The 21,799-nt window shown below is 63.8% G+C and carries 26 protein-coding genes; 13 read left to right on the top strand and 13 right to left on the bottom strand.

Translation table 11 applies throughout. The features are described from left to right. Positions 1-72 precede the first annotated feature (72 nt). Positions 73-579 carry an SgcJ/EcaC family oxidoreductase gene (locus tag BLS08_RS19630; RefSeq protein ID WP_090337302.1) on the top strand — a complete coding sequence of 169 codons (507 nt, stop codon included), beginning with the start codon at positions 73-75 and terminating at the stop codon, positions 577-579. A 1-nt stretch (position 580) separates the two neighbouring features. On the opposite strand, the gene BLS08_RS19635 is transcribed toward BLS08_RS19630, so the two are convergent. The 6 genes from BLS08_RS19635 to BLS08_RS19660 all read right to left on the bottom strand — a co-directional run bounded on the left by BLS08_RS19635 (position 581) and on the right by BLS08_RS19660 (position 6,033). Next, positions 581-1,564, bottom strand: coding sequence for a hydrolase (locus BLS08_RS19635; protein ID WP_090337304.1), 984 nt, complete (start codon positions 1,562-1,564; stop codon positions 581-583). Between the two features lie 250 nt (positions 1,565-1,814). Further along, positions 1,815-2,033 (bottom strand): hypothetical protein, encoded by a 219-nt coding sequence (locus BLS08_RS19640; protein ID WP_075750361.1) that lies wholly within the window; start codon positions 2,031-2,033, stop codon positions 1,815-1,817. Continuing rightward, positions 2,030-2,629, bottom strand: a complete 600-nt coding sequence (gene rsmD, locus BLS08_RS19645; protein WP_090337306.1) for a 16S rRNA (guanine(966)-N(2))-methyltransferase RsmD — start codon at positions 2,627-2,629, stop codon at positions 2,030-2,032. The genes BLS08_RS19640 and rsmD overlap by 4 nt, the downstream gene beginning before the upstream one ends. Further along, positions 2,629-4,089, bottom strand: coding sequence for a M16 family metallopeptidase (locus BLS08_RS19650; protein ID WP_074855370.1), 1,461 nt, complete (start codon positions 4,087-4,089; stop codon positions 2,629-2,631). Before BLS08_RS19650 ends, rsmD begins: the two co-directional genes overlap by 1 nt. After that, positions 4,086-5,453: a M16 family metallopeptidase gene (locus BLS08_RS19655; protein WP_090337308.1), complete on the bottom strand. Its 1,368-nt coding sequence runs from the start codon at positions 5,451-5,453 to the stop codon at positions 4,086-4,088. Before BLS08_RS19655 ends, BLS08_RS19650 begins: the two co-directional genes overlap by 4 nt. Positions 5,454-5,598: 145 nt before the next feature. Beyond that, positions 5,599-6,033 carry a BLUF domain-containing protein gene (locus tag BLS08_RS19660; protein WP_017675860.1) on the bottom strand — a complete coding sequence of 145 codons (435 nt, stop codon included), beginning with the start codon at positions 6,031-6,033 and terminating at the stop codon, positions 5,599-5,601. 338 nt (positions 6,034-6,371) lie between these two features. Between BLS08_RS19660 and ftsY the strand changes: the two genes are divergently transcribed. The 5 genes from ftsY to BLS08_RS19685 all read left to right on the top strand — a co-directional run bounded on the left by ftsY (position 6,372) and on the right by BLS08_RS19685 (position 11,038). After that, a complete protein-coding gene (gene ftsY, locus BLS08_RS19665) occupies positions 6,372-7,685 on the top strand; it encodes a signal recognition particle-docking protein FtsY (protein ID WP_090337310.1) in 1,314 nt (437 codons plus the stop codon). Continuing rightward, complete coding sequence (ftsE, locus tag BLS08_RS19670; protein WP_090337311.1) at positions 7,682-8,350, top strand: cell division ATP-binding protein FtsE; 669 nt, start codon at positions 7,682-7,684, stop codon at positions 8,348-8,350. Before ftsY ends, ftsE begins: the two co-directional genes overlap by 4 nt. Further along, on the top strand, positions 8,350-9,366 hold the full coding sequence (gene ftsX / locus BLS08_RS19675; RefSeq protein WP_059392348.1) for a permease-like cell division protein FtsX: 1,017 nt from the start codon (positions 8,350-8,352) through the stop codon (positions 9,364-9,366). The genes ftsE and ftsX overlap by 1 nt, the downstream gene beginning before the upstream one ends. Before the next feature lie 143 nt (positions 9,367-9,509). Beyond that, positions 9,510-10,364 (top strand): RNA polymerase sigma factor RpoH, encoded by an 855-nt coding sequence (rpoH, locus tag BLS08_RS19680; RefSeq protein WP_017675856.1) that lies wholly within the window; start codon positions 9,510-9,512, stop codon positions 10,362-10,364. A 62-nt stretch (positions 10,365-10,426) separates the two neighbouring features. Continuing rightward, positions 10,427-11,038 carry a hypothetical protein gene (locus tag BLS08_RS19685; protein ID WP_090337313.1) on the top strand — a complete coding sequence of 204 codons (612 nt, stop codon included), beginning with the start codon at positions 10,427-10,429 and terminating at the stop codon, positions 11,036-11,038. A gap of 1 nt (position 11,039) precedes the next feature. On the opposite strand, the gene mtgA is transcribed toward BLS08_RS19685, so the two are convergent. Beyond that, complete coding sequence (gene mtgA / locus BLS08_RS19690) at positions 11,040-11,768, bottom strand: monofunctional biosynthetic peptidoglycan transglycosylase (RefSeq protein ID WP_090337315.1); 729 nt, start codon at positions 11,766-11,768, stop codon at positions 11,040-11,042. Positions 11,769-11,928: 160 nt separating this feature from the next. Here mtgA and BLS08_RS19695 point away from each other — a divergent pair, with 160 nt between their 5' ends. The 5 genes from BLS08_RS19695 (at position 11,929) to BLS08_RS19715 (ending at position 15,731) form a co-directional block, all read left to right on the top strand. Then, on the top strand, positions 11,929-12,300 hold the full coding sequence (locus tag BLS08_RS19695; protein ID WP_090337317.1) for a DUF423 domain-containing protein: 372 nt from the start codon (positions 11,929-11,931) through the stop codon (positions 12,298-12,300). Between the two features lie 102 nt (positions 12,301-12,402). Then, on the top strand, positions 12,403-12,603 hold the full coding sequence (thiS, locus tag BLS08_RS19700; protein WP_061240208.1) for a sulfur carrier protein ThiS: 201 nt from the start codon (positions 12,403-12,405) through the stop codon (positions 12,601-12,603). An 18-nt stretch (positions 12,604-12,621) separates the two neighbouring features. Further along, complete coding sequence (locus tag BLS08_RS19705) at positions 12,622-13,416, top strand: thiazole synthase (RefSeq protein WP_017363115.1); 795 nt, start codon at positions 12,622-12,624, stop codon at positions 13,414-13,416. A gap of 88 nt (positions 13,417-13,504) precedes the next feature. Next, positions 13,505-14,221, top strand: a complete 717-nt coding sequence (gene trmB / locus BLS08_RS19710) for a tRNA (guanosine(46)-N7)-methyltransferase TrmB (RefSeq protein ID WP_090337319.1) — start codon at positions 13,505-13,507, stop codon at positions 14,219-14,221. A 166-nt stretch (positions 14,222-14,387) separates the two neighbouring features. Then, entirely contained in the window at positions 14,388-15,731 is a 1,344-nt protein-coding gene (locus BLS08_RS19715; protein ID WP_021490414.1) for a DUF1329 domain-containing protein, read from the top strand. A gap of 234 nt (positions 15,732-15,965) precedes the next feature. Here BLS08_RS19715 and BLS08_RS19720 read toward each other — a convergent pair whose 3' ends face one another. The 6 genes from BLS08_RS19720 to metX form a co-directional block, all read right to left on the bottom strand. After that, the gene (locus BLS08_RS19720; RefSeq protein ID WP_074679979.1) at positions 15,966-16,289 is read right to left on the bottom strand and encodes a DUF3392 domain-containing protein; all 324 of its coding nucleotides are present in this window, start codon (positions 16,287-16,289) and stop codon (positions 15,966-15,968) included. A 98-nt stretch (positions 16,290-16,387) separates the two neighbouring features. After that, complete coding sequence (hemW, locus tag BLS08_RS19725) at positions 16,388-17,548, bottom strand: radical SAM family heme chaperone HemW (protein ID WP_055984989.1); 1,161 nt, start codon at positions 17,546-17,548, stop codon at positions 16,388-16,390. Continuing rightward, positions 17,545-18,141, bottom strand: a complete 597-nt coding sequence (rdgB, locus tag BLS08_RS19730; RefSeq protein ID WP_055984992.1) for an RdgB/HAM1 family non-canonical purine NTP pyrophosphatase — start codon at positions 18,139-18,141, stop codon at positions 17,545-17,547. The genes hemW and rdgB overlap by 4 nt, the downstream gene beginning before the upstream one ends. A 139-nt stretch (positions 18,142-18,280) precedes the next feature. Continuing rightward, the gene (locus tag BLS08_RS19735; RefSeq protein WP_055984995.1) at positions 18,281-18,697 is read right to left on the bottom strand and encodes a DUF4426 domain-containing protein; all 417 of its coding nucleotides are present in this window, start codon (positions 18,695-18,697) and stop codon (positions 18,281-18,283) included. 14 nt (positions 18,698-18,711) lie between these two features. Next, positions 18,712-19,332, bottom strand: coding sequence for a methionine biosynthesis protein MetW (metW, locus tag BLS08_RS19740; RefSeq protein ID WP_026088470.1), 621 nt, complete (start codon positions 19,330-19,332; stop codon positions 18,712-18,714). 2 nt (positions 19,333-19,334) lie between these two features. After that, entirely contained in the window at positions 19,335-20,474 is a 1,140-nt protein-coding gene (gene metX / locus BLS08_RS19745; protein ID WP_055984998.1) for a homoserine O-succinyltransferase MetX, read from the bottom strand. A 454-nt stretch (positions 20,475-20,928) separates the two neighbouring features. Between metX and BLS08_RS19750 the strand changes: the two genes are divergently transcribed. Both BLS08_RS19750 and BLS08_RS19755 read left to right on the top strand, forming a co-directional pair. After that, complete coding sequence (locus BLS08_RS19750) at positions 20,929-21,195, top strand: hypothetical protein (protein ID WP_055985002.1); 267 nt, start codon at positions 20,929-20,931, stop codon at positions 21,193-21,195. Positions 21,196-21,332: 137 nt separating this feature from the next. Continuing rightward, positions 21,333-21,799 (top strand): contractile injection system protein, VgrG/Pvc8 family (locus BLS08_RS19755; RefSeq protein ID WP_279615831.1); only part of this gene is annotated, 467 nt, incomplete at its 3' end.

Raw genomic sequence — 21,799 nt, forward strand, 5'->3', positions numbered from 1 at the left:
CCACCTGGCCGATGTGTCTGCGGTGGGCGGCCTGCATGCTGGTGGCGTCTTTCAATAGTCGGAGATTCAACCATGTTGAAACCCTTGTTCAGCAGCTGTGCCCTGGTATTTGCCCTGTCCGTGCCGCTGGTTCAGGCGGCCGATGCGCCTCATGTCTACACGGAAACGGCAACCGCCCCGAGCAATGCGCAGGAGCAGCAGATCGCCGGCCTGTTCGAGCGCTGGAACGCCGCCTTGCAGACTGGCGACTCGGCCAAGGTCGCTGCCTTGTACGCCGACAACGGCGTGCTGCAGCCCACGGTATCGAATCGGGTGCGCGTAGGCCATGAGGCAATCAAGGACTATTTCGACCATTTCTTACAGGCCAAGCCGGTCGGCACGATCAACATGCGTGAAATTCGCCAGATCGGCCCGGATGCAGCGGTGGATTCGGGGGTTTACACCTTCGCCCTGACCCAGGGTGATGCGGTGCGTCAGGTGCAGGCGCGCTACACCTTCGTTTACCAGAAGGTCGATGGCGAGTGGAAAATCCTCAAGCACCACTCCTCGGCGATGCCGGAACAGCCTGCCGCCAGTTGATTCAGGTGAGTGTGTCCAGCCAGTGAGGGATGCGCCGCTCCAGGTAGTAACTGGGGCGGCGCGGGCTACCCTCGACGAAGCCGACATGCCCGCCCTTGGCATGCAGTTCGAGCTCGGTGCCGGGTGCCAGCTCGCTGGCCTCGGGCAGGCTGTGGCGGAAGATGAAGGGGTCGTCCTCGGCCTGGATGATCAGCGTACGTGTGCGGATTTCACCCAGGTAGAAACGGCTGGAGGCGCGGCGGTAGTAGTCGTGGGCATCGGCGAAACCGTGCAGCGGCGCGGTGATGCGTCCGTCGAAGTCCCAGAAAGTGCGCATGCCGTCCAGCGGGCCCAGGCGCTGCAGCACCGACAGGCGCTCGCCCTGGCCGCTATCGGCGAACAGGCGCTGCTTGTTGTTCACGTAGGCGACCATTTCACGCATGAAGTGCGCCTGATACACCCGCGAGAAGCCCAAACCGATGCGGTCGGCGCACTGGTCCAGACGAAACGGCACCGAGACCGCCACCGCTGCTTGCAGCTGGCTTTGCTCGCCACTCTCACCCAGATACTTGAGCAACACGTTGCCGCCCAGGGAATAACCGACGGTGTATAGCGGCGCCATCGGTCGTTGCGCGCGCAGGTGGGCGACAGCCGATGCCAGATCCTCGCTGGCGCCGGAGTGGTAGCCGCGCGGCAGCAGATTGGGTTCACCGGAGCAGCCGCGCCAGTTCAGCGCCACGCTGGCCCAGCCACGCGCGGCCAGAACCTGCTGCAGGCCGAGCACGTAGAGCGAGTTGGAGCTGCCGGTCAAGCCATGCAGCACCAGCACCAGCGGCGCATGGGCGTCATGCGGGCCGTGCCAGTCGAGGTCGAGAAAATCGCCATCGTCCAGCCACAGCCGCTCGCGCTGCCGTTCCAGTTGCGGCGGCTTGCGGCAGAAGGGGTTCCACAGCGTCTGCAGATGCGGGCCGGGGAGCCACCAGGCGGGGCGAAAGTCAGTTGTCATTGGTGCATTCGGCCGTTGGCAGCACGGATTCAGGGGGCTCGATGTAGGGCGTACTCGCGAAGCAGTACGCCGTTGCTGGAGACCTCATGGCACAGGCGCCAGAGAGCGGGCTTTCTTGGGGGCATACGTTGGCATGGGCTGGCGGACTGTTCGCTGGCGCTACGAGCGGTCGGCGTTCCGATCCGCCCTACGCTTGGCCAACTTACGAGGATTGTGCTCGCCCCTTCAGGTTCGCCGCAATATCGGCGCCTTAGCGCCGACGCTTGCGCAGTATGCGCCAGGCGCACCAGGCCAAAACCAGCAGGGCGGCGATGCGCTGGTTGGCTAGGCTGATTGTGATGCCGGCGTTGGGATTGTGCGGTATCGCGCGCTGCAGGTTGAGCGCAATTTCCTGCTGGCTGAGCAATACCGGTAGCGCCAGTGCGATCAGCAGCAGGTAGGGCAGGTGGGCGTAGATGAAGTCTTTCATCCACGCTGCCACAGCGCGTAGTGCACCTGGCCGGTGTGCTTCTCGCGATGCAGGCGCCAGTTGCCGGGCAGGCCCAGGCTTGAGGGCGCGGTTTCGCTTTCGGTATAGACCCAGGCGTCATCGGCCAGCCAGCCCTGAGCTTCCAGCAGGTTGCAGGCGTCCTGCAGCAGATCCTTGTGGAACGGCGGGTCGAGCAGAACGATATCGAAGCGCCGCTGCGCCGGACGCGCCAACAGTTGCAGGGCATCGCCCAGATGAATCTCGCCCGTGCTGCATTGCAGCGTCGCCAGGTGGCCGCGCAAGGCGCTCACCGAGGCCGGGTTGAGGTCGCAGGCCAGACCGCTGGCAGCACCACGCGACAGCGCTTCGAGCAGCAGTGCGCCGCTGCCGGCGAAGGGGTCGAGCACATAAGCGCCCTCGACATAGGGCGCCAGCCAGTTGAACAGCGTCTCACGCACCCGGTCCGGGGTCGGGCGCAGGCCTGGCCCGTCGGGGAAAGCAAAGCGCCGCGAACGCCACTGCCCGCCGATGATGCGCAACTGACCCTGGCCGCCGTGAGCCTTGGCGGCCGGTTTTGGCTGTGTGCGACCACGCATCAGTGCGGCACCGCGCTGGGCAGTTCGGCCGGGCGCTCGGTGGGCGGCGGCAGCTCTTTTTGCGGCACCGTCGGGCCGGCAGTGACCACCACCAGCGCCTCGGGGTCGAGGTGTTTGGCCATTGCCGCTTTCACTTGATCGGTCGTGAGGTTCTGCACGTCACGCATGAAGTCGTCCAGATAGCTCAGTGGCAGGTCGTAGAAACCCATCGAGGCCAGTTGGCCGACGATGGCAGCGTTGCTCGCGGTGGACAGCGGGAAGCTGCCGGCCAGCTCACGCTTGGCGTTGTCCAGTTCCTGCTGGGTAGGGCCGTCACGCAGGTAGTCGGCGAGCAGTTGCTTGACCAGCGCCAGGGTGCCTTCGCTCAAGTCCGCTCGGGTCTGCAGGTTGATCATGAACGGGCCGCGTGCCTGCATGGCGCTGAAACCGGAGTAGACGCCGTAGGTCAGGCCACGCTTCTCGCGCACTTCGCTCATCAGGCGAGTGCCGAAACCGCCGCCGCCGAAAATCTGGTTGCCCAGGTACAGCGCGGTATAGTCCGGGTCGCGCCTATCGATGCCGAGCTGGGCGATCATCAGGTGGGTCTGGTTGGACGGGTACTCGATATGGCTGGCGCCGGGCTTGGGCGTCTGCGGCTGGGCGATCTTGGCCAGCGCCGGGCCTGGCGGCAGGGCGGCGGATACCTGGTCGGCGATGGCCTCGGCCTCGGCGCGCGACAGATCGCCAACCAGCGCGATCACCGCATTGCCGGCGGCATAGGCACGGGCATGGAAAGCCTGCAGCTGCTGGCGGGTGATGGCCGGGATCGACTGTGCCGTGCCTTCGCTCGGGTGAGCGTAGGGGTGCTGACCGTACAGGCGCTCGAACAATTCGAGGCTGGCCAGTTTGCCCGGGTTCTGCTTCTGGAGCTCGAAGCCGGCCAGCAACTGGTTCTTGATCCGTGCCAGCGAGTCGGCGGGGAAGGTGGGCTTGCCCAGCACCTCAGCGAACAGGGCTAGTGCCGGTTCGCGCTGCTCCTGCGCGCTCAGGCTGCGCAGGCTGGCCACCGCCATGTCGCGGTAGGCGCCGTTGCCGAACTCGGCACCGAGCCCCTCGAAGCCGGCGGCGATGGCGCCGACGTCCTTGCCCGGTACGCCTTCGTTGAGCATGGCGTTGGTCAGGGTGGCCAGGCCTGGCACGCCGCCGTCCTGACTGCTGCCGGCGGCGAAGGTCAGGCGCAGGTCGAACATCGGTAGCTCATGTGCTTCGACGAACAGCACCTTGGCGCCTTGCGCGGTCTGCCAGGTCTGGATATCCAGGGTGCGGCGGGTTGGCGCCTTGCCGTCGAGTGCGGCCAGCGACTGCAGCTTGGCGGCATCGCCAGTCACGGTGCTGTCGGACAGGTTGGCGCAGGCGCCCAGTGCCAGGGCGCTGGACAGGATCAGGCCGAGCAGGCCCAGGCGGCGGTGCTCAGTCTTCATGGGCGGGACTCCTTATTGCGGGACTCTTCGGGCAGTACGTTGGCGACGCTCAGGCGCTCGCGGACGAAGAAGGTGCGTGCGGCCTGCTGGATGTCGGCCGGGGTGACGGCCTCCAGCTCGGCCAGCTCTTGGTCGATCAGTTGCCAGGACAGGCCGACGGTTTCCAGTTGGCCGATGCTGGTGGCCTGGCTGGTGATCGAATCGCGCTCGAACACCAGGCCGGCGATCACCTGGGCGCGTACGCGGGCCAGTTCGGCGGCGGACGGCGGGGCTTTCTTCAGTTCTTCCAGTTCGCGCCACAGGCCGGCCTCGGCCTGCTCCAGGGTCTTGTCTTTTTGCACGTTGGGCGTGGCCGAGACGATGAACAGGCTGTCGCCACGGGTGAAGGCGTTGTACCAGGCGCTGGCGCCCGAGACGAGTTCTTCGCCGCGTTCCAGGCGGGTGGACAGGCGTGCGCTGTAGCCGCCGTCGAGCAGGGCGGCGGCCAGGCGCAGGGCATAGACCTGGCGCGGCGTGTCGGCGGTGGCCAGACCCGGTACGTTGAAGCCCATGATCAGGCTCGGCAACTGCGTCTTGAGGTACAGCGTGGTGCGGCGTTCGCCCGGCGCGGCCAGTTCCAGCGGCAGTTTGGCGGTAGGCACTTCACCGCGCGGAATGTCGCCGAAGTAGCGCTGCACCTGGTTCTTGACCTCATCCACGGTCACGTCACCGACCACCACCAGGGTGGCATTGTTCGGTGCGTACCATTTCTGGTGCCAGGCACGCAGTTCGTCGATGTGCATGCGGTCGAGGTCGGCCATCCAGCCGATGGTGGGGATGCTGTAGCCGCTGGCTGGATAGGCCATGGCCTTGAAGCGCTCGTAAGCCAGCGAAGACGGGCGGTCGTCGGTGCGCAGGCGGCGCTCTTCCTTGATCACCTCGATTTCCTTGGCGAACTCGTCTGCTGGCAGCTGCAGGCTGGCCAGGCGGTCGGCTTCCAGCTCCAGCGCCACGCCCAGGCGGTCACTGGCCAGTACCTGATAGTAGGCGGTGTAGTCGTCGCTGGTGAAGGCGTTTTCCTCGGCGCCCAGTTCGCGCAGGATGCGCGAGGCTTCGCCGGGGCCAAACTTGCCGCTGCCCTTGAACATCATGTGTTCCAGCGCGTGGGACAGGCCGGTGGAACCGGGCGTCTCATAGCTGGAGCCGACCTTGTACCAGATCTGCGAGACCACCACGGGGGCGCGATGGTCCTCGCGGACTATGACCTTGAGGCCGTTATCGAGGGTAAATTCGTGGGTTGGCTGTGGCGCGGCGGCGAACGCCGCCAGCGGCAGGCAGAGCACCCCCATGATCAAACCGAGGGCGCGGCGTGCAGTGACAATCATTCAGGTGTCGTCCTGTTGGATGGTCGAGGCGGTCGAACCGCCGTTGACAAGAGGGCGTCAGGATACCCCATCCATACTACGAGGCACCGCCCGCCGTTGGGACATCGGCGCAAGCGATTAGGTTCTGCGTCGCAGCGAATTGGATTCAGTCGATAATCGGGGTGCTGATAGTGCTCACGCTTGCCGACAATTCCAGTAGCAAGCCATTGACCTGTTCGGCGCTCATGCCGAAAGGGTCCAGGCGGTCGCTGCAGGAGTATTTCAGAAAAAGTTCTCGGTTGGCCTGCTTGGCGCCGGCCCAGCCCATGCTCCAGCTGGCGTAGCGGCGGACGTGGATCTCTTCGTAGTCGAGAATCGTCAGGTCCTTGTGGCGGTTGTCCTCTGCCAAACGGTTGTACAACGCGTTGATGGCCGTTCGCGGTCCTTCCAGTGCTTGAACAAAGGTGTCGGCGTTACAGCACAGGATGCCAGTGAGGCCGCGTGTCGGGTTGTTGCGTTGCGAGCTTTCGAGAATATCGCGGATCAGTTGTGAAGACATGCCATGGCTGGCGCGGCTGGCATAAGTAAGGCGGACAAGCATGCTTGCGACCCCGCAAAGGATGAGCTGAGGAAGATGTTCGACAACTGTGTATCAGCTTGTACAGCTTTTGTATAGGTTTTAGGCGCGCTACTGTCGGGTCTCACGCTGGTGGTGGCGATTACCGCAGGCGCCTGATCAGCGGCAGGAAACTGGCAGGCTGCAACGCTGCGCGGTAGCGCTCTAAAGTGGTAAAGTCTCGGGCTGTTTCGTACAGCGCAAGCCCTTTGATGTGCCCGTGCGGGCGGTTGCCCCGGGACATGCCTGGCAAGCGAATTTTTCTGGATGCGGCACGCGGCACCGACTGCCTGCGATGACTGCTCCCCCCTTTGAGAAGACCCATGTTTGGTTCCAAAGACGACAAGAATCCACCGGCTGAGGCCGATACTCAGGCTCAGCCTATGAGTGAAGAGAAGAAATCCCTGTTCAGTTGGTGGCGCAAGAAACCCGCAGAAACCGCTGTCGAGTCGACTCAATCTGCGCCCATCGAGCAACCTGTTACCCAGGCGCCTGTCGAGCCGCCGACGCCTGAGCCTGCGCCGGTAGCCGAGCCTGAAGTGGCTGAGGTCGCGTCCGCTCCAGCACCACAGCCTGAACCGCAGGCTGCCGAACCACCAGCCGCCCCTGTCGTTATTGAACCGCCGGTCGTGTCCGAGCCTGTTGTCGAGGCCGCACCCGTCGTGGCTGCGCCAGCTCTCGTCGCGGCGCCAGCCACTCAGGAAAAACCGAGCTTCTTCGCCCGCCTCAAGCAAGGCCTGTCCAAGACCAGCGCCAGCCTCGGCGAGGGCATGGCCAGCCTGTTCCTCGGCAAGAAGGCCATCGACGATGACCTGCTCGACGACCTGGAAACCCGCCTGCTGACCGCCGACGTTGGCGTCGAGGCGACCACCGCGATCATCGGTAACCTGACCAAGCGCGTGGCGCGCAAGGAACTGGCCGACAGCGGCGCCCTGTACAAGGCACTGCAGGAAGAGTTGGTCAGCCTGCTCAAGCCGGTCGAGCAGTCGCTGGTCATTGACACTGCCAAACAGCCTTACGTGATTCTCGTCGTAGGTGTGAACGGCGTGGGCAAGACCACCACCATCGGCAAGCTGGCCAAGAAGCTGCAGCTCGAAGGCAAGAAGGTCATGCTCGCCGCGGGCGACACCTTCCGCGCCGCTGCGGTGGAGCAACTGCAGGTCTGGGGCGAGCGCAACAACATTGCGGTCATCGCTCAGCACACCGGCGCCGATTCGGCTTCGGTGATCTTCGATGCGGTGCAGGCCGCCAAGTCGCGTGGCATCGACGTGCTTATCGCCGACACCGCCGGGCGCCTGCACACCAAAGACAACCTGATGGAAGAGTTGAAGAAGGTCCGTCGGGTGATCGGCAAGCTGGACGAAACCGCGCCGCATGAGGTGCTGCTGGTACTCGATGCCGGCACCGGGCAGAACGCCATCAACCAGGCCAAGCAGTTCAACCAGACCGTGAACCTCACCGGTCTGGCACTGACCAAACTCGACGGCACCGCCAAGGGCGGCGTTATCTTCGCCCTGGCCAAGCAGTTCGGTCTGCCGATTCGCTATATCGGCGTGGGTGAAAGCATCGATGACCTGCGTCCGTTCCAGGCGCAGGCTTTCGTCCAGGCACTCTTCGAGGAGCGTGAGCGCGGATGATCCGATTCGAGCAGGTCGCCAAGCGTTACTCCAATGGCCATGTCGGGCTGCACGAACTGAGTTTCCGCGTTCGCCCCGGCGAATTCCTCTTTGTCACCGGTCACTCCGGAGCCGGCAAGAGCACACTGCTGCGTCTGCTGCTGGCGATGGAGCGGCCCACCAGCGGCAAGTTGCTGCTGGCCGGGCAGGACCTGTCGACCATCACCAATGCGCAGATTCCCTTCCTGCGCCGGCAGATCGGCGTGGTGTTCCAGAACCACCAACTGCTGTTCGACCGCACCGTGTACGACAACGTCGCGCTGCCGCTGCAGATTCTCGGCCTGTCCAAGCCGGAAATCGGCAAACGCGTCGGTGCTGCACTGGAGCGCGTCAGCCTCAGCGACAAGGCGGCGCAGTCGCCGGGTGACCTGTCCACCGGTCAGCAACAGCGCGTCGGCATCGCCCGCGCCATCGTCCACCGGCCGGCCTTGCTGTTGGCGGACGAGCCCACCGGCAACCTCGACCCGCGCCTGGCTGCCGAGATCATGGGGGTGTTCGAAGACATCAACCAGCTGGGCACCACGGTACTGATCGCCAGCCACGACCTGGCGCTGATCGCGCGCATGCGCCAGCGCATGCTCACCCTGCAACGTGGTCGCCTGATCGGTGATGGGGAGGCTGCCTGATGAGTGCATCGAAGATGCCCACGCCGCAACCGGCCGAACGTGTCGGCGCGGCGCCGCGCAACAAGGTGGTCGACGGCCCGGCGGACGAACCGGATTTCCGCACGCTGTTCCATGCCTGGCTGGAAAGCCATCGCGCCAGTCTGGTCGACAGCCTGCGCCGCCTGGCGCGCCAGCCCATCGGCAGCTTCTTCACCTGCCTGGTGATGGCCGTGGCGCTGAGCCTGCCCATGGGCCTGTCGCTGCTGCTGGACAACGTCGAGAAACTCGGTGGCTCCTGGCAGCGTGCGGCGCAGATCTCCCTGTTCCTCGACATGTCCGCCGGCGAGCGTGACGGCCAGTCGCTACGTGAGCAGATCGCGGCGATGGATGACGTCTCCGACGCCGAGTGGATCAGCCGTGAGCAGGCACTGGAAGAGTTTCAGCAGCTGTCCGGCCTGGGCCAGGCGCTCAAGGAACTGCCGGAGAATCCGCTACCAGGCGTGGTGCTGGTAACGCCCAAGGAAGTCGACAAGGCCAAGCTCGAGGCCCTGCGCCAGCGCCTGGCGGAGCTGCCCAAGGTGGAGCAGGCGCAGCTCGATCTGGTCTGGGTCGAGCGCCTGACCGCGATCCTCAAACTGGGCGATCGTTTCGTCTTCGGCCTCAGCCTGCTGCTGATCCTGGCGCTGCTGCTGGTGATCGGTAATACCATCCGCCTGCACATCGAGAATCGCCGCGCCGAGATCGAGGTGATCAAGCTGGTGGGCGGCACCGATGGCTACGTGCGACGTCCCTTCCTTTATATGGGAGCGCTATACGGCTTCGGCGCGGGTATCTTCGCCTGGCTGCTGCTGGCCTTCGGGCTGGATTGGTTGAACGATGCTGTAGTACGTTTGGCCGGCCTTTACGGTAGCGATTTCGCGCTGGGTGGCGTACCTTCTTCTGACGGTTTTTCGCTGCTGCTCGGCGCCGTGCTGTTGGGCTATATTGGCGCCTGGCTGGCGGTGGCGCGTCATCTGAACGAACTTGCACCCCGTTAGGGCGCTGTTCGGCGAGGCTGAACGCAAGCTGACAAGTCATTGTTTTGGTTGATATTGACTATCTATCAGGGAACTTATCCACAGGCCCCGCATCAGATAGCGCAGTGCTACACTGCATGAGTTTTGTGAATCGGAGGATTCGAATGTCCACTTCCTTGCAACCTGTTCATGCTCTGGTTCCAGGCGCCAACCTGGAAGCGTACGTGCATGCGGTCAACAGCATTCCGCTGCTGACGCCCGAGCAGGAGCGTGAACTGGCCGAAAATCTCTTTTACCAGCAGGATCTCGAGGCCGCCCGCCAGATGGTGTTGGCCCACCTGCGTTTCGTGGTGCATATCGCCCGCAGCTACTCCGGTTATGGTCTGGCCCAGGCCGACCTGATCCAGGAAGGCAACGTCGGCCTGATGAAGGCGGTCAAGCGCTTCAACCCGGAAATGGGCGTGCGTCTGGTGTCCTTCGCTGTGCACTGGATCCGTGCCGAGATCCACGAGTTCATCCTGAAGAACTGGCGCATCGTCAAAGTGGCCACCACCAAGGCCCAGCGTAAACTGTTCTTCAACCTGCGCAGCCAGAAGAAGCGTCTGGCCTGGCTGAACAACGATGAAGTGACTGCCGTGGCCGCAAGCCTGGGCGTCGAGCCGCACGAAGTGCGCGAGATGGAAAGTCGCCTGACCGGCCAGGACATGGCCTTCGACCCGGCAGCCGATGCCGACGATGACAGCGCCTTCCAGTCGCCGGCGCATTACCTGGAAGACCACCGCTACGACCCGGCTCGCCAGCTCGAAGATGCCGACTGGAGCGACAGCTCCAGCAGCAACCTGCACGAAGCGCTGGAAAGCCTGGACGAGCGTAGCCGCGATATTCTCTACCAGCGCTGGCTGGCCGAGGAAAAGGCGACGCTGCATGACCTGGCCGCCAAGTACAACGTGTCTGCCGAGCGTATTCGTCAGCTCGAGAAGAACGCGATGAACAAGCTCAAGGGCTGTATTGCTGCCTGAGCCTGCCGTTACCCCGAAAAGCCGCACCCTGGTGCGGCTTTTTGCTGTCTGGAGCAATTGCCTTGAACAAGACCCCTCTCAAAGCGCAGCACCTGCTGGTGTTCGTGGCTGTGGCCGTGCTGTTCTTCGCCTGGGGCGCCTGGCTGATGCGCAGTACCGAGGTTGAGCCGGTGGCCAATCTGCAGCAGTGGCGTGATGTGCTGTTGCAGCCGCTGGCCGAAGATGAGTTGATGCTGCGTGAGGTGCAGGCGGTGGCGCCAGGCGAGCTGTGGCTGGAGCCGCGCCTCGACGGCGCACGGCTTGTCTATCGTGCGCCACTCGAAGGGGAGGAGGGTGAGTGGTCGCTCGAAGCCGAGCTGAAGTTGAGCGCGGAGCAGCGCGACAGTCTGATGACGGCGCAAGGCCTCAAGGCCGGTGATAGCGAGCAGGCCCTTGGTCAATCACTGGTCGATCAGATGGCTGGTTTTTCCATCGCCAGCCTCAATCTGAGTGCCCCGCAAGCGCTGGCCAGCGACCGCCTGGCTGCCAGTCTCGGGCAGCCACGCTTGACGTTGGAGCTGGCCGAAGGCCAGGCCTGGGTCTATCCACAATGGGGGCTGACCGTGCATCTGCAGGGCGACGAGGTCGAGCTGTTGCACGCCGTCCCGCGCAAGGCTTTTCGCGCTACCCGCTAGCTTACAGCCAGCGCGGCCACCAATCGGGGCGCTGCGGCTTGAGTTGATTGAGGTAGTGGCTGCCCCCCAGCTGCGTCATCTGCTGACGAATCCAGGCGGCGCGACGATTGACGTAGGCGTCCGGCCGGCCTGCGCTCCAGCGCAGCGGGTTGGGTAGCACCGCTGCCAGCTGGCTGGCCTGCTGGCGATTGAGGTAGGGCGCGCCGACGCCGAAGTGATGCTGTGCGGCCGCTTCGGCGCCGAAGATGCCATCACCCCACTCGACGCTATTGAGGTACACCTCGAGGATGCGCTCTTTCGGCCAGAGCACTTCGATCAGCGCGGTGAACCAGGCTTCCAGGCCCTTGCGCAGCCAGCTGCGTCCGGACCAGAGAAACAGGTTCTTCGCCACCTGCTGGCTGAGGGTACTGGCGCCCCTGAGCGAGCCGCCGCTCTGGTTGTGTGCCAGCGCCGCTTGAATCGCGCCGACGTCGAAGCCCCAATGCTCGGCGAATTTCTGGTCTTCAGCGGCGATCACCGCCATCTTCAGGTGATCCGGGAGTTCTTTCCAGGGGCGCCACTGGCGCTTCAGCTCGATGGGCTGTTCGCTGCCCCAGGATTCGATCTTGCGCTCGATCATCAAGGCCGTGCCGGGCGGCGGTACCCAGCGCAGTACGAGCACCAGCAGCGCACTGGCCAACATCAGCCAGAGCAGCAGTTTCAGCAGGCGGCGGGTCAGGGCTCGGAGCATGGGGTCTCGCATTGATCGGATGTGGCGCTATTAAAACAAAAAATCACTGGGGAAATTCCCGAGCGGCCGCACGATTGCGCGCAGGTGTGACAATAACAACCATTTCGACCCCAGGCTCAATGGTTAAACTGCGTGCACGTCGATCTCACCTGGAGGTTCCATGGCTCGTTTCTGGCTGCTGTTATCCGCTTTCGCCGGCTTTACCGGGGTGGCCCTGGGCGCCTTTGCGGCCCATGGCCTTAAGCACAGGCTAAGCGCCGAATACCTGGCGATGTTCCAGACTGGCACACACTATCAACTGATCCACGCGCTGGCCCTGTTCGGCGTCGGCCTGCTGGCGATGCATGCACCCGGACGGCTGGTGAATCTGGCTGGCGGCGCCTTCGCGCTGGGTATCCTGCTGTTTTCCGGCAGCCTCTATCTGCTGACCCTCAGCGGTATCGGCAAGCTCGGCATCATCACGCCTTTCGGCGGCGTCGCCTTCCTCGTTGGCTGGCTGTGCCTGGGCCTAGGCGCCTGGAAGCTGACCTGACCCTGGCGTCAGAAATGAGGACGAATGGCGCCTTTTAGCCTTGGTCGTGGCCAGTTAACGGGCTAGAATGCCGGCCCTCTTTCCAGTTGTGACCGAGTCGTCATGCGTATCCAGTTGAATGGTGAACCCTTCGAACTGCCGGATAACCAGAGCGTCGCCGACCTGTTGGTTCGCCTCGATCTGACCGGGCGCCGTGTGGCGGTCGAACTCAATCAGGACATCGTTCCACGCAGCCAGCACGACAGCACCCAGCTCGCCGAAGGCGATCAGGTGGAAGTGGTGCACGCCATCGGCGGCGGTTGACCTCACGAGGAGTTTTCCATGAGCCAAGTTCGCAGCGACAAGCCCTTCACCCTGGCCGGTCGTACGTTCCAGTCGCGCCTGCTGGTCGGTACCGGCAAGTACAAGGATATGGACGAAACCCGTGACGCCATCGCCGCCTCCGGCGCCGAAATCGTCACCGTGGCGGTGCGCCGTACCAACATCGGCCAGAACCCCGGTGAGCCGAACCTGCTCGACGTGATCAGCCCGGACAAATACACCATTCTGCCCAACACTGCCGGTTGCTACGATGCGGTCGAGGCCGTGCGCACTTGCCGCCTGGCCCGCGAACTGCTCGATGGCCACAACCTGGTCAAGCTGGAAGTGCTGGCCGACCAGAAAACCCTGTTCCCCAACGTCATCGAGACCATCAAGGCCGCGGAAGTGCTGGTCAAGGACGGTTTCGACGTCATGGTGTACACCAGCGACGATCCGATCATCGCGCGTCAACTGGCCGAGATCGGCTGCATCGCGGTGATGCCGCTGGCCGGCCTGATCGGCTCGGGCCTGGGTATCTGCAACCCGTACAACCTGCGCATCATTCTCGAGGAATCGAAAGTGCCGGTGCTGGTCGATGCCGGTGTGGGCACTGCCTCCGACGCCACTATCGCCATGGAGCTGGGCTGCGAGGCCGTGCTGATGAACAGCGCCATTGCCGAAGCGCAGAATCCGGTGCTGATGGCGCGCGCCATGCAGCACGCCGTCGAGGCTGGCCGCCTGGCCTACCTGGCCGGCCGCATGCCGAAGAAACTTTATGCCAGCGCGTCGTCGCCGCTGACTGGCCTGATCAACTAAGGATGACGATTTGCTGCGCGTCGGCCCTGCTGCGTTGAATGCAGGGCTTCAGCCCGCAGAGTCGTAAAACACTCGACAAGAGCCCAGCATGACCGATACCCAACAGCCCGAACTGACCGAAGACGGTCGCCAGCGCCGTACCATCAAGAGCTTCGTGATGCGCGCCGGGCGCATGACCGAGGGCCAGCAGCGCGGCCTGGACAAGGGCTGGCCGCTGTTCGGCCTGGAACTGGAAGATGGCCTGCGCGACTTCGACCAGGTGTTCGGTCGCAGCGCGCCGCGCACCTTCGAGATCGGCTTCGGTATGGGCCACTCCACCCTGGAGATGGCCGCTGCCGCGCCCGAGCAGGATTTCATTGGCGTCGAGGTACACAAACCCGGCGTCGGTGCGTTGCTGAGCGGCGCGATGTTGCAGAATCTGCGCAACATTCGCGTGTACAGCTGCGATGCGCTGGAAGTGCTGCGCGACTGCGTCGCCGATGCCAGCCTTGATCGCGTGCTGCTGTTCTTCCCCGACCCCTGGCACAAATCGCGGCACCACAAGCGCCGCATCGTCCAGCCGGCTTTCGCCGAGCTGGTGCGCAGCAAGTTGAAGATCGGTGGTGTGCTGCACATGGCTACCGATTGGGAGAACTACGCCGAGCACATGCTCGAAGTGATGAATGCAGCGCCGGGCTATCGCAACCTGGCGGCCGATGGCACCTACGTGCCGCGTCCCGAGGAGCGCCCGGTGACCAAGTTCGAACGTCGTGGCGAGCGTCTCGGCCATGGCGTGTGGGATCTGAAGTTCCAGCGTCAGGAATGACTCACCCAGCGACAAGCGTTTGATTAGAACCGGCAGGATGCACGATTAGATCGGGATAACCCGACAGCCAGGATGGCGCCTCACCGCAAACACAACAAAGACAAGCGCACCTACAAGGGGCGCGGACAATAGCGGCCCCGCTTCTAGGCGCCGCGAGGAGAGCATTGTGTTGAGATCGGTTTCCCTTCTTCTGCTGACTGCCCTGGCGTTTCAGGCCCAGGCCAAGGTCGATGCCAGCCAGGCCGCGCGCCTGGGTCAGGAACTGACGCCACTTGGCGGCGAGCGTGCCGGTAATGCCAGTGGCACCATCCCTGCCTGGACGGGCGGCCTGGCCACGCCGCCGGCCAATTACCAGCCGGGCATGCATCACCCTGATCCCTATGCTGACGACAAACTGCTGTACCGGGTCGACAGCCAGAACCTGGCGCAGTACGAACAACAGCTGCCGGTCGGCCTCAAGACCCTGCTGCAGCAGAATCCCAGCTTCTATCTGCGCGTATTCCCAACCCGGCGCAGTGCGGCTGCGCCACAACGCATCTACGACGCCACTCGCTTCAACGCCCTCAATGCCGAGCTGATTGCCGGTGGCAATGGCGTTCAGGGGGCTGCCTCCGGCGTGCCGTTCCCGCTGCCAGCGAACGGTCAGGAGGCGATCTGGAACCACGTCATGCGTTATCGCGGCGATCAGATCAGCATGGCCACCAATCAGGCGGCGGTGCTCAGCAACGGTAGTTACAACCTGCTCAAGCTCGAACGCGACATCTACTTCGTCTACGGCCGTGACGGCGTGGCCCCGCAGGACCTGGACAACACCCTGTTCTATTACAAGTACAAGGTCGTGGCTCCAGCCAAGCTGGCCGGCTCGGCGCTGGTGGTGCAGGAGACCCTCGATCAGGTGCTGGCGATTCGCAAGGCCTGGCGTTTCAACCGTGGCGAGCGCCGTGTGCGCCGCCTGCCGATGCTTGCCTACGACACCCTGCAGCCCGACACCAATGGCATGGCCACCGCCGACCAGGTGGATTCCTACAATGGCGCGCCGGATCGCTACGAGTGGCAGTTGTTGGGCAAGCGCGAGATGCTGGTGCCCTACAACAGCTATGCCGTGCACCAGCGCGGCATTCCCTACGCCGATATCCTGCAGGCCAAGCACATCAACCCCGAGCTGTTGCGTTACGAGCTGCATCGCGTCTGGGTGGTCGAGGCGGATCTGCGTACCGGCTTCAGCCATCCCTATGGCAAACGCCGCTTCTATCTGGATGAGGACAGCTGGCAGATCCTCGCCGTCGACCTGTATGACCGCAACGGTAACCTGATCGGTCTGCAGGAAGCCCACCCGATCAGCTACTACGACGTGCCGATGTTCGGCTCGACCCTGGAGACCATTTACGACCTCAAGGGTGGCCGCTACTTCGCTGACGGCCTGGATAACAACGAGAAGATGTACGACTTCAACGCCCGACTGAGCCCGCGCGACTTCACCCCGCAGGCGCTGCGCCGCGAAGGTAACTGAGTCTGAGAAAGCCACCCTTGAGGTTAATGCTGTTCACTTAAGAAACGGTCGAGCTCGATCAGTCCCCTCGCCCCTCCGGGGAGAGGGCTAGGGAGAGGGGGAAACTGGCAGTTTTGCGGTGTTTTCTGCCCTCTCCCCCAGCCCCTCTCCCATAAATGGGAGAGGGGAGCCAAACGTGTGCAACCTTAAGTGAACAGCATTAACCCTTGAGGCGGCTTTTTCATTTCAGGCTGGCTAATTACGGTCGGCCAATATGCCGATGACCGCGAAGATCAGGATCAGCACCGGCGCCAGTGTGTAGTTGTTGAAGTGCGCCAGGCCCTTGGCCAGCCAGGGTGTGAGGAAGACGATCGCCAGGCCGTAGCCGACCGCGCAGAACACCACGAACAGCAGGGTACGCAGGACGAAATTGAGGTTGCCGATGGTGCGTTGAACCCAGGCGTTGATGGCTGGGCCGAACAGCACCAGCAGGGTGGCCATGATGGCCAGGGAGATATCGCCGAGGTGGCTGCGGCTCCAGCGCGAGAGGGTGACGATCAGGTCCAGTAGCAGATCCATTCAGGCTCCTTGGCAGGCGTAACGGTCAGCGCAGCGGCATCAGGGCTGCGCGAGCGAAGCGCCTAAGCCTAACGGATTGTCGTGGCGCTGTGGGTGAACTAGGCCAGGAACTGCTGCAGCAGATCATTGAGAAACAGCTGGCCCTTGGCCGTGGCGACCAGTCGAGTTTCATCGGCTTGCAGCAGGCCCAGGCGTTCGGCTTCGCGGCGTGCCTGTTCGAGTTGCTGCAACGGCAGGCCGGTGCGCTGGCTGAACAGCTCGGCCGGCGCGCCTTCGGTCAGGCGCAGCACGTTCATCAGAAATTCGAAGGGCAACTCGTCGGCTGCCAGCAGGCGTTCGCCGGCCTGGAATGCCTTGGCCGGGTCGAGGTAGTCCTTCGGCAGGCGGGTTTTCCAGGTGCGCTGGATGCGCCCTGCGGGTGTGCTCAGCTTGGCGTGAGCGCCGGCGCCGATGCCGAGAAAGTCTCCGAAGGTCCAGTAGTTGAGGTTGTGCTGCGCCTGTTTGCCGGGCTGGGCGTAGGCGGACACCTCGTACTGCGCGTAGCCCTCGGCGGCGAGCAGCGCCTGGCCGGCTTCCTGGATGTCCCACAGCAGATCGTCCTCGGGCAGCTCGGGCGGCTGGCTCCAGAACACCGTGTTCGGCTCCATCGTCAGCTGGTACCAGGACAGGTGCGTGGGAGCCTGGGCGATGGCGGTGCGCAGGTCGAACAGGGCGTCTTCGATGCTCTGCTGCGGCAGGCCGTGCATCAGGTCGAGGTTGAAGTTATCGAAGCCGGCAGCACGCGCCATATCGGCGGCACGGATGGCTTCGTCGCCATTGTGGATGCGCCCCAGCGCCTTTAGCTTGGCTTCCTGGAAACTCTGCACGCCGATGGACAGACGGTTGATGCCGAGGCTTCGGTAGCCCTTGAACTTGGCCTGCTCGAAGGTGCCGGGGTTGGCTTCCAGGGTGATCTCGATGTCTGGCGCAAAGGCGATGCGCCGCTCGACGCCTTCCAGCAGACGGCCCAGGGCGCGGTCGGAGAACAGACTGGGCGTGCCGCCACCGAAGAAAATCGAGCTCAGTGGCCGGCCATGGGCGTGCTGCACGTCGATATCGAGGTCGGCGAGCAGCGCGTCGACGTATTCCTCTTCAGGCAGCGTCGGCCCGGCAGCATGGGAGTTGAAGTCGCAGTAAGGGCATTTGCGCACGCACCACGGGATGTGGATATAGAGCGCCAGGGGCGGGAGCAGGAAACTCCCGCCAGCGGAATCGCTCATGCCAGCCCCAGGCGCTGCTTGAGCAGGGCCATGGCGCGGGCGCGGTGGCTGAGGCGATTCTTCTGTTCGGCAGGCAGTTCGGCACTGGAGCAGCTGGTTTCCGGCACCCAGAACAGTGGGTCGTAGCCGAAGCCTTGCTCGCCACGGGCTTCGTGCAGGATGTGCCCGTGCCACAGGCCTTCACAGAGGATCGGTAGCGGATCGTCGGCGTGGCGCACCAGGGCCAGGGCGCAGACGAACTGGGCGCCGCGCTCTGCGTCCGGCACGTCTTTCAGGGCAGCGAGCAGCTTGGCATTGTTCGCTGCGTCGCCCTGACCATCGGCATAGCGCGCCGAGTAGATGCCGGGCGCGCCGCCGAGGAAATCCACCGCCAGGCCGGAGTCGTCTGCCAGCGCCGGCAGGCCGGAGATGCGCGCGGCGTTGCGTGCTTTGAGGATGGCATTCTCGACGAACGACAGGCCGGTCTCTTCCGGCTCGACGCTGGAGAACTCGCCGATGGAACGCACGCGTACTGCATCGCCGAGCATGGCCTGCAACTCTTTGAGCTTGCCGGCGTTATGGCTGGCCAGTACCAGTTCCTTGAGGTCGATCATGCGGATATTGCCTGTCAGTTGAACGTTGAATTACAGAACCTGTAGGAGCGGCGCCCCGCCGCGAACCAGGACGGCAGGCCCTGAAAGCTTCGCCCCGGGGCGGGGCTCCTACGCAAAGATGCTGGCAGCGCCTGCGGCATCAGTCATCCGGGAACATTTCCTGGTTGAAGGTGATGCGGTGTGTGTTGTCGCCCTGACGCACATCGAGGGTGAAACTGAGAATCTCGCGGCTGGAGAAGGGGAACTGTGCCAGGTAATAGATGGCGCCGCTCTCGGTGACCTGCCTGAAGGTCAACGCGGTGCTCTGCCCCAGCAGGTTCTTCACCTGGCCGCTGACCTGCGCGGTGCTGGCCTTGCCGGCCTTGAGCACGGCGATATTGATCACGCCCTGGGTCTTGCTGCGCACCAGGCCGGCGGCGCTGGCGATGTCCGGCTGCAGGAAGCTGGAGTTGAACACGCTGTAGTGCACGTCGAGGTCGCCGAAGCTCTGCTTGCGCTCGGCGGCGGCCGGCAGGGCCAGGCACAGGGCGATCAGGAAGGGGATGATGCGGCGCATGATGTTCTCCTCGTTCAGACCGCAACGCGGTGGGCGGACAGGTCCGCGCCGCTGATGCGGTAGATGCCGATCTCGCCCAACAGGTTGGGCCAGATGCGGCTTGCCAGGCCATGGCGGTGGTCACGGTCCACTGCCAGGCGTTCTTCCACACGGGCACCCTGGGCGTGACAGAGACGCTCGAAGTCCTCGAAGGTGCAGAAGTGGATATTCGGGGTGTTGTACCAGGTATAGGGCAAGAAGTCCGACACCGGCATGCGACCTTTCGTCGTCAGGTACCAGCGGCAGCGCCAGTGGCCGAAATTGGGGAAGGTGATGATGCAGGTCTTGCCGACACGCAGCATCTCGGCCAGCACCTTGTCCGGGTAGTGTAGCGCCTGCAGCGACTGGGTCATGACCACCACGTCGAAGCTGTTGCTGGCGAAGTTACCTAGACCGAGATCGAGGTTCTGCTCGATGACGTTGACGCCGCGCTCGATGCACAGGGCGATCTTGTCCGGGTCGATCTCCAGGCCGTAGCCGGCCACCTGCTTGTTGTCGCGCAGCCAGGCCAGCAGCTCGCCGTCGCCGCAGCCCAGGTCGAGCACACGGCTGCCCGGGGCGATCCATTCCTGGATGATGTCCAGATCCGCTCGCATGCTCATACCTCGATTCGCTTCATGTAGCTGTCGAACGCCTGCAAATAACGCGGGATCGGCATGAGGAAGGCGTCATGGCCCTGCGGTGCGTCGATTTCCAGGTAGCAGACGTTCTTCTTCGCCGCCGTCAGGGCGTCGACGATCTCCCGCGAGCGGGCGGGGGAGAAGCGCCAGTCGGTGGTGAAGGACATCACGCAGAAGTCCGCCTTGGCCACGGTCAGGGTCTTGGCCAGATCGCCGTCGTTGGCGGCAGCCGGGTCGAAGTAGTCCAGCGCCTTGGTCATCAGCAGATAGGTGTTGGCGTCGAAACGGCCGGAGAATTCCTCGCCCTGATAGCGCAGGTAGCTTTCCACCTGGAACTCGACGCTGTGGAAGTCGTAGTTGAGTTTCTCGCTCTTCAGACCGCGGCCGAATTTCTCGCCCATGGCGTCGTCGGACAGGTAGGTGATATGGCCGACCATGCGCGCCAGCATCAGCCCGCGCTTGGGGATCACGCCCTGTTCCTGGAAATGCCCGCCGTGAAACTCCGGGTCGGTGAGAATCGCCTGGCGCGCCACCTCGTTGAAGGCGATGTTCTGCGCCGACAGCTTGGGCGCCGAGGCAATCGCCAGGCAATGGCGTACGCGCTCGGGGTAGCTGATGGTCCACTGCATGGCCTGCATGCCGCCGAGGCTGCCGCCGATTACCGCCGCCCACTGGGCAATGCCGAGCACATCGGCCAGGCGTGCCTGGCTGTGCACCCAGTCTTCCACCGTCATTACCGGGAAGTCGGCGCCGTAGGGCTTGCCGGTGGCCGGGTTGGCGCTGCTCGGGCCGGTGGAGCCGTTGCAGCCGCCCAGGTTGTTGAGGCTGACGACGAAGAACTTGTTGGTGTCGATGGGCTTGCCGGGGCCGATGCAGCTGTCCCACCAGCCGGGCTTGCGATCATCCGGGCTGTGGTAGCCGGCGGCGTGATGGTGGCCGGACAGGGCGTGGCAGATCAGCACCGCATTGCTGCGCGCGGCGTTCAGTTCGCCATAGGTTTCGACGACCAGTTCGTACTCGGCCAGGCTGCGCCCGCAGGCCAGCGCCAGGGGTTCGCTGAAGCGAAATACCTGGGGACTGACCAGGCCGACGGAATCTTGGGGAAATGCAGTGGGCATTGAGGCGCTGCTAATGAATCGGAGGAGGGCGCCAGTCTAAAGAGCACCGACCCGAGCGGCAAGCGAGCTGGGGGCAGGAAAAAGGCAGGCTAGGGTTGCTGGCGCTAGTCAACCGGGCTAGAGTCTGCCCTGTCGCGGTCAATCCCGCGACCGGGTGTAGCAACTCGAAATCAACCAGGGCGCGGTAGCGCCATAGCCGAGAGCAGGCGCTTTTTTGTGCCTGCTGTTTTCTCGTGCATTTATGGCGGGCCGTGCGGGGCAGGCTTCGGCCTGGCCGGTTCCCTTGGTTGCCGGTTTGCTACCCCCGTACGGTCCGCCTCCATTACCGTGTAGCAACGGCTGGATGGCGGCTCCTTAATCAAACCAAGGAGCATAAGGAAAATGCGCCACTTTCCCCCTTTTACCCAAGGGCGCCGCCCTGGGCCATTACCGTTCTCCTCTGTGGAGGTGCGCCATGACTGATCGGCCTACCTCGCTTCATCACCGCCATCGCCTCGACCGTACCGACCCGCATGCCTTGTGCGAGCTGGCGTCCCTGCGCCTGGAAGCCGTACAGGCGCTGATCAAGGTATTGCTCGACGAACAACCACCCGGCGATGCCTCACGGGTACCACGCCATACCCTGGCAGCAGCCAGTGCCCTGCTCACCGAGGCGGCTGCCCTTTACCTGCGTGCCATGGCCCGGTTGTACCCTGTGCCTGAGTCCAGACCGACGCCCTAGCGCTAACTCATTCGCGACATTGCCCTGGCAGGGCGATTAGCGTGACCCAGGTCATGCTGTCGCCCCGCCAGTATTGAACCCAGCAACCGGGCTGGGCACCCTGTTGCCCAGCCCGGATCTCAAGGAAGGAACTCGCCATGCTGGATGCCAACCAGGCGCATATCATCCTCACCATCCCCGCCGTCGAAACCGATCTACAGGTGCTCGCGTTCACTGGCCGGGAAATGCTCAACAAACCCTATCGGTTCGACATCGAACTGATCAGCCAGAACGCCACTCTCGACCTCGACGCGCTGATCAATCAGACCGCCTACCTGGCCTTCGGCCCCTCCGGTAAAGGCGTGCATGGCGTGGTCTACGCCATCACGCAAGGCGACTCCGGCAAACGCCTGACCCGCTACCGCATCAGCCTGCGGCCGCAACTCGCCTACCTGGCTCACCGCTACAACCAGCGCATCTTCCAGCACCTGACGGTGCCACAGATCATCAGCCAGGTCCTCGAAGACCACGGCATCCAGAGCGACGCCTATCAATTCCAGCTCGGTTATATCTATCCCGAACGCGACTACTGCGTGCAGTACGACGAAAGCGACCTGCACTTCAT

Source organism: Ectopseudomonas chengduensis, assembly GCF_900102635.1.
GTDB classification, from domain to species: domain Bacteria; phylum Pseudomonadota; class Gammaproteobacteria; order Pseudomonadales; family Pseudomonadaceae; genus Aquipseudomonas; species Aquipseudomonas chengduensis.

What these genes read in the sequence shown, in the direction of transcription:
- BLS08_RS19655 (WP_090337308.1), bottom strand. Translation starts at nt 5,453, where the DNA reads ATGATTGTCACTGCACGCCGCGCCCTCGGTTTGATCATGGGGGTGCTC.
- BLS08_RS19640 (WP_075750361.1), bottom strand. Translation starts at nt 2,033, where the DNA reads ATGAAAGACTTCATCTACGCCCACCTGCCCTACCTGCTGCTGATCGCA.
- trmB (WP_090337319.1), top strand. Translation starts at nt 13,505, where the DNA reads ATGACCGATACCCAACAGCCCGAACTGACCGAAGACGGTCGCCAGCGC.
- BLS08_RS19750 (WP_055985002.1), top strand. Translation starts at nt 20,929, where the DNA reads ATGACTGATCGGCCTACCTCGCTTCATCACCGCCATCGCCTCGACCGT.
- ftsE (WP_090337311.1), top strand. Translation starts at nt 7,682, where the DNA reads ATGATCCGATTCGAGCAGGTCGCCAAGCGTTACTCCAATGGCCATGTC.
- BLS08_RS19635 (WP_090337304.1), bottom strand. Translation starts at nt 1,564, where the DNA reads ATGACAACTGACTTTCGCCCCGCCTGGTGGCTCCCCGGCCCGCATCTG.
- metW (WP_026088470.1), bottom strand. Translation starts at nt 19,332, where the DNA reads ATGCGAGCGGATCTGGACATCATCCAGGAATGGATCGCCCCGGGCAGC.
- mtgA (WP_090337315.1), bottom strand. Translation starts at nt 11,768, where the DNA reads ATGCTCCGAGCCCTGACCCGCCGCCTGCTGAAACTGCTGCTCTGGCTG.
- BLS08_RS19650 (WP_074855370.1), bottom strand. Translation starts at nt 4,089, where the DNA reads ATGAAGACTGAGCACCGCCGCCTGGGCCTGCTCGGCCTGATCCTGTCC.
- BLS08_RS19630 (WP_090337302.1), top strand. Translation starts at nt 73, where the DNA reads ATGTTGAAACCCTTGTTCAGCAGCTGTGCCCTGGTATTTGCCCTGTCC.
- hemW (WP_055984989.1), bottom strand. Translation starts at nt 17,548, where the DNA reads ATGAGCGATTCCGCTGGCGGGAGTTTCCTGCTCCCGCCCCTGGCGCTC.
- ftsY (WP_090337310.1), top strand. Translation starts at nt 6,372, where the DNA reads ATGTTTGGTTCCAAAGACGACAAGAATCCACCGGCTGAGGCCGATACT.
- BLS08_RS19705 (WP_017363115.1), top strand. Translation starts at nt 12,622, where the DNA reads ATGAGCCAAGTTCGCAGCGACAAGCCCTTCACCCTGGCCGGTCGTACG.
- rsmD (WP_090337306.1), bottom strand. Translation starts at nt 2,629, where the DNA reads ATGCGTGGTCGCACACAGCCAAAACCGGCCGCCAAGGCTCACGGCGGC.
- BLS08_RS19720 (WP_074679979.1), bottom strand. Translation starts at nt 16,289, where the DNA reads ATGGATCTGCTACTGGACCTGATCGTCACCCTCTCGCGCTGGAGCCGC.
- thiS (WP_061240208.1), top strand. Translation starts at nt 12,403, where the DNA reads ATGCGTATCCAGTTGAATGGTGAACCCTTCGAACTGCCGGATAACCAG.
- metX (WP_055984998.1), bottom strand. Translation starts at nt 20,474, where the DNA reads ATGCCCACTGCATTTCCCCAAGATTCCGTCGGCCTGGTCAGTCCCCAG.
- ftsX (WP_059392348.1), top strand. Translation starts at nt 8,350, where the DNA reads ATGAGTGCATCGAAGATGCCCACGCCGCAACCGGCCGAACGTGTCGGC.
- BLS08_RS19660 (WP_017675860.1), bottom strand. Translation starts at nt 6,033, where the DNA reads ATGCTTGTCCGCCTTACTTATGCCAGCCGCGCCAGCCATGGCATGTCT.
- rpoH (WP_017675856.1), top strand. Translation starts at nt 9,510, where the DNA reads ATGTCCACTTCCTTGCAACCTGTTCATGCTCTGGTTCCAGGCGCCAAC.
- BLS08_RS19695 (WP_090337317.1), top strand. Translation starts at nt 11,929, where the DNA reads ATGGCTCGTTTCTGGCTGCTGTTATCCGCTTTCGCCGGCTTTACCGGG.
- BLS08_RS19735 (WP_055984995.1), bottom strand. Translation starts at nt 18,697, where the DNA reads ATGCGCCGCATCATCCCCTTCCTGATCGCCCTGTGCCTGGCCCTGCCG.
- rdgB (WP_055984992.1), bottom strand. Translation starts at nt 18,141, where the DNA reads ATGATCGACCTCAAGGAACTGGTACTGGCCAGCCATAACGCCGGCAAG.